Origin of the sequence: Curtobacterium sp. B18 (assembly GCF_000333375.1) — a bacterium.
Taxonomy (GTDB): domain Bacteria; phylum Actinomycetota; class Actinomycetes; order Actinomycetales; family Microbacteriaceae; genus Curtobacterium.
In genome coordinates, this window is the sequence record NZ_BACZ01000611.1 from 1 (window position 1) to 5,594 (window position 5,594).

Consider the following 5,594-nt stretch of genomic DNA (forward strand, 5'->3'; position numbering starts at 1 on the left):
CCCGTTCCTCCAGGCGTTCCATCAGCTTGACCGCCCGTTCCATCGGGGGCATCGCCCGCGGGACCCCGTCGAACACGCTCCGCCGCGAGGACTTCTCGGCCGCCTTGGCCGCGCGCCAGACCCGCACGACGTCCTCGACGGTGTCCGCCCGCTCGTCGCCGAACACGTGCGGGTGTCGGCGCACCATCTTGTCGCGGGCCCCGGCGGCCACGTCCTCGAGGTCGAACGACTCGGCGAGCCCGGCGTGCAGCACCACCTGGTAGAGCACGTCGCCGAGCTCCTCGCGGAGTTCGACCTCGTCGCCGGAGTCGATCGCGTCGACCAGCTCGTACGACTCCTCCACCGCGTAACGCGCCAGCGACGCATGGGTCTGCGCGCGGTTCCAGACGCAGCCTCCGTCCGGGTCGAGCAGGCGGTCGACGACGGCGACGAGGTCCGAGACGGCGGTCATGCGGTCATCGTGCCACGCACCGCACCGTGGACGCCGCCGGGGCCCACCCGGTATGCTGTACGTGGCGTGTCGGGAAGTCTGGTCGACGAACCATCACCCGACCCCTCTCCGACGGAGCTCCATGCCCGCACTCTTCCGTTCCCCCCGTTTCAGCGCCATCGCGTTGCTCACCGCGGCCGTCCTCGGCCTCGTCGTGGCGAACTCGCCGCTCGGCCCCGGGCTCGAGCACCTCCTGCACGTGCACGCCCCGTGGGGAGCCGTCGGACTCGACCTGTCCGTGTCGCACTGGATCAGCGACGGCCTGCTCGCGGTGTTCTTCCTGCTCGTCGCGATCGAGCTCAAGCACGAGCTGGTCGCCGGCGAACTGTCCAACCCGAAGACGGCGGTCATCCCCGCCATCGCGGCCGTCGGCGGCGTCCTCGTCCCCGCGGGCGTCTACCTCGCGGTCACCGCCGGGACCCCGTACGGCCACGGCTGGCCGATCCCGACCGCGACGGACATCGCCTTCGCGCTCGGCGTCCTCGCGATGTTCGGACGCGGCCTGCCCTCGACGCTCCGAGTGTTCCTGCTGGCGCTGGCGGTGCTCGACGACCTCATCGCGATCATCATCATCGCCGTGGTGTTCGCCCACGACACGAACTTCCTCGCACTCGCCGGGGCCGTCGTCGTGCTCGCACTCTTCTGGCTGCTCGGCAAGGCCCTGCGCCCCGGGCGTCCCGGTCAGGCCTGGGTCATCGCGGGCATGGTCGTGCTCGGCATCGTGACGTGGTGGCTCGTCTACCACTCCGGCGTGCACGCGACGATCGCGGGCGTGGCGCTCGGACTCGTCCTGCCCCGCCGACCCGGCCACACCCTGCACGAGAACGTCGAGCCGTGGTCGAACGCGATCGTCCTGCCGGTGTTCGCCTTCGCCTCGGCCGCGGTGGTGGTGCCGGCCGTCGGCATCGGCCAGCTCTCCCCCACGTTCTGGGCCGTCGTCCTCGCGCTGCCGGTCGGCAAGGTCATCGGCATCACGCTGTTCGGTGCCGTCGCGACCCGGATCTTCCGCGCGCCGGGCCGCTCGACCCTGTCGTTCTGGTCGATCGTCACGGTGGGGGTGCTCGGCGGGATCGGGTTCACGGTCTCGCTGCTCATGAACGAGCTCGCGTTCGCCCGGAACGAGGAGATCCTCGACGAGGGCGTGCTCGCCGTGCTGGTCGGCTCGGGCATCGCGATCGTGGCGTCCGCCGTGGTGGTCAGCCTGCGCGCGCGGCGGTACCGGGCGCGGCGGGAGCTCTCCGAGGCCGAGGCGACCGAGTAGCGGGGCGCCGCGGGCCCGCGGGGCGCCGTCTCGGAACGACATTGTCGCCGTCGTACGACGACCACGATGTCGTTCGTTGCACGCGCGCACCGTTGCACGCGCGCTCAGGCGACGTTGTTGCTGTCGTACGACATCGACGATGTCGCATTGAGTCCACACCGCACGCCCGCGCGCGACGCGATCGCCGGCGGACGGGAGGCGCGGTGCCAGCCGGCACCGCGCCTCCCGTCTGAGCGGACGCGCCACCAGGGCGCGCTACGCGGCCGGCGTCGACTCCGCCGGCGCCTTCGACGCCCCGTACACGGCGGTCAGGATGCTCTCGACCCACTGGATGAGCGCGTCGTCCGGCAGGGTCTCGCCGTGCGGCTTCGGCAGCGGGATGCTCGCCGCGTCCTGCTGCGGGAACCACCGGGCGCCCGGGAACATCCGCTTGAGCCGCACCTGCGCCGAGTCCGCGAGCTCCTTGCCCGCGACCCGCAGGTTGGAGCCCATGACGACGACGTCGGACAGCCCGACCTGCTGCGCCGTCCGGCGGAGGCGCGAGACCTCGACGAGGGTGAGCACGGCCTGCGGCGGCTGCCCGTACCGGTCGGTCAGCTCGTCGAGGACCATGTCGATGCCCTCGGCCTGCGCCGCGGGAGCCGAGGCAGCGGAGAGCTTCTGGTACGCCTCGAGCCGGAGCCGCTCGGACTCGACGTAGTCGTCCGGGATGTGTGCGTCGACGGGGATCTCGAGGCGGAGTTCGGTCTGGCCCTCGGCGACGTCCCCGCGGAACTGCGAGACGGCCTCGCCGATCATGCGCAGGTACAGGTCGAACCCGACGCCCGCGATGTGCCCGGACTGCTCGCCACCGAGCAGGTTGCCCGCGCCGCGGAGCTCGAGGTCCTTCATGGCGACCTGCATGCCCGCACCGAGCTCGTTGTTCGCCGCGATCGTCTCGAGGCGGTCCTGTGCGGTCTCGGACAGGGGCTTGTCGGCGTCGTAGAGGAAGTACGCGTAGCCGCGCTCGCGACCACGGCCGACGCGACCGCGGAGCTGGTGCAGCTGCGACAGTCCGTACTTGTCGGCCTTGTCGATGATGAGGGTGTTCGCGTTCGCGATGTCGAGGCCGGTCTCGATGATGGTGGTCGAGACGAGGACGTCGAAGCGGCGCTCCCAGAAGTCGACCATCACCTGCTCGAGCGTCGACTCGGACATCTGCCCGTGCGCGACGGCGATGCGGGCGTCCGGCACGATCTCGGCGAGGTGCGCGGCGACGGACTGGATGTCCTTCACCCGGTTGTGCACGTAGAACACCTGCCCCTCGCGCAGGAGCTCGCGACGGATCGCGGCGGCGACCTGCAGGTCGGACTGCGGTCCGACGAAGGTGAGGATCGGGTGTCGGTCCTCGGGCGGCGTGGCGAGGGTGGACATCTCGCGGATGCCGGTCACGGCCATCTCGAGCGACCGCGGGATCGGCGTCGCGGACATCGCGAGCACGTCGACGTTCGTCTTGAGCTTCTTCAGCTGGTCCTTGTGCTCGACGCCGAACCGCTGTTCCTCGTCGATGATCACGAGCCCGACGTCCTTGAACGCGATCCCCTGCGACAGGATCCGGTGGGTTCCGATGACGATGTCGACGGTGCCGTCGGCGAGCCCGGCGATGGTCTCCTTCGACTCCTTCTCGGTCTGGAACCGGCTGAGGGCGCGCAGGTGCACCGGGAAGCCGGCGAAGCGCTCCTGGAAGGTCTCCATGTGCTGGCGGACGAGCAACGTCGTCGGGACGAGCACGGCGACCTGCTTGCCGTCCTGGACCGCCTTGAACGCTGCGCGGATCGCGACCTCGGTCTTGCCGTAGCCGACGTCGCCGGACAGCAGCCGGTCCATCGGGATCGGGCTCTCCATGTCGCGCTTGATCTCGTCGATGGTGGTGAGCTGGTCGGCGGTCTCGGCGAACGGGAACGCCTCTTCCAGCTCGCGCTGCCACGGGGTGTCCGGGCCGAACGCGTGCCCCTTCGACGCCATGCGCGCCGAGTAGAGCTTGACGAGGTCGACGGCGATGTCGCGGACCGCCTTGCGCGCCTTGCTCTTCGCCGAGGCCCAGTCGGAGCCGCCCATCTTCGACAGCGTCGGGGACTCGCCGCCGACGTACCGCGACAGCTGGTCGAGCTGGTCGGTGGGCACGAAGAGCTTGTCGCCCGGGAACCCGCGCTTCGACGGCGCGTACTCGAGCACGAGGTACTCGCGCTGCGTCTTGACCGCGTTGCGGCCGCCGCTCGAGACCTCGCGCGAGACGAGCTCGACGAACTTGCCGATGCCGTGCGTGGAGTGCACGACGACGTCGCCCGGCTTGAGCTGCAGCGGGTCGACGACGTTCTTGCGCCGGCTCGCGAGCTTCTTCACGGTGCGGGCGCCCTGCTGGACGCTGCGACCGTAGAACTCGGCCTCGCTGATCACGACGATGCGCGGGTCCGGCACGGCGAAGCCCGCCTCGACGGCGGCGGTGGTCACCAGGGCGACCCCCGGCTCGGGAGGCGCGGTGACGGCCTCGGCTCGGGCTGCGACGCCGGCGTCGGCGAGCACCTGCGCCGCCCGTTCGACCAGTCCCTGGCCCTGGGCGGTCACCACGACGGCCCACCCGTCGTCGGTGAGCTGCTTCACGTGGGCGATCGCACCGTCCGCGCTGCCGGCGAAGCTCGGCACCGCCTCGGCCCGGACGCGGATGTACTCCCCCGCCTCGGCTGCGGCCTCGGCGTCGGTGAGTACCCGGTCGGAGTCGCCCTCGTCGAGCCCGGAGTCGAACGGCGACACCGTCCACCAGGCGCGCTGCCCCCGCCCGTTCTTGAGCTGCTGCACGGTGAGGAAGTTGCCGGCGTCGAGGTCGATCGGCGCCTGGGCACCGGCGACCGCGGCGCTCCACGCGGCCTGCAGGAACTCGGTGTTCGTCTCGGCGAGGCTGTGCGCCCGACCGCTCACCCGCTCGGGCGAGAGGACCGCGACGACTGCGTCGGACGGCAGGTAGTCGGTGACGGGCACGAGGTCCTGCACGAGGGCCGGGGCGAGGGACTCCATGCCCTCGACCGGGATGCCCTCGGCGATCTTCGCGAGCATCTGGGACAGGTTCGGGAACTCGTGGAGCATCTCGCGCGCCCGCTGCCGGACGTCGTCGCTCAGCAGCAGTTCGCGGGACGCCGTGAGCTCGACCCGGCCGAGGTCGTCGTCCGTCGTGCGCTGGTCGGCGACGGAGAACGCCTTGATCGCCTCGATCTCGTCACCGAAGAAGTCGACGCGGACGGGGTGGTCGGCGGTCGGCGGGAAGACGTCGAGGATGCCACCACGCACGGCGAACTCGCCGCGCCGGGTGACGAGGTCGACCCGGGCGTAGGCCATGTCCACCAGCTGCCCGGCGATCGTGCCGAGGTCGTTGCCGCGGGAGTCGGTCGCGAGGACGATCGGCGCGAGCGAGGTGAGGTTGCCGGCGATGGGCTGCAGCGCCGCGCGGACGCTCGCCACCACCACGGTCGTGCGGCGCTGGGCCGCGGGGGCGTCCTGCCAGGCGGCGAGCTTGCGGAGGGTCGCGATGCGCGTGCCGACGGTCTGCGCGCTCGGGCTGAGCCGTTCGTGCGGCAGGGTCTCCCACGCGGGGAACTCGAGGACCTCGGCATCGGGCAGGTAGCTGCCGACCGACGAGCGGACGGCTTCCGCCTCGCGCCCGGTGGCCGTGATCACGAACAGGCACTGCGGCCCGTTGCGTTCGGCCAGCAGGGCGCCGAGCAGGGGCACGCGCAGGCCGTCGACGACCGAGAAGTCGGCGTCGCGGGGTGCGGCGCGGAGGACGCGATCGAACGCGGAGGCGCGCGAGAG

Annotated in this window: 3 protein-coding genes; 1 reads left to right on the forward strand and 2 read right to left on the reverse strand. The window is 71.5% G+C overall.

The window, feature by feature from the left end; genetic code table 11:
• A partial coding sequence (locus tag I5E_RS16550; RefSeq protein ID WP_022907968.1) for a MazG family protein occupies window positions 1-451 on the reverse strand: 451 nt, incomplete at its 3' end.
• A gap of 121 nt (window positions 452-572) precedes the next feature.
• Here I5E_RS16550 and nhaA point away from each other — a divergent pair.
• Window positions 573-1,751 carry a Na+/H+ antiporter NhaA gene (nhaA, locus tag I5E_RS16555; RefSeq protein WP_022907969.1) on the forward strand — a complete coding sequence of 393 codons (1,179 nt, stop codon included), beginning with the start codon at window positions 573-575 and terminating at the stop codon, window positions 1,749-1,751.
• A 255-nt stretch (window positions 1,752-2,006) separates the two neighbouring features.
• On the opposite strand, the gene mfd is transcribed toward nhaA, so the two are convergent.
• On the reverse strand, window positions 2,007-5,594 hold a 3,588-nt coding region (mfd, locus tag I5E_RS16560; RefSeq protein WP_022907970.1), incomplete at its 5' end, for a transcription-repair coupling factor.

Bases quoted from the DNA above. Each gene is read 5' to 3' on its own strand.
- nhaA (WP_022907969.1), top strand. From the start codon at position 573: ATGCCCGCACTCTTCCGTTCCCCCCGTTTCAGCGCCATCGCGTTGCTC.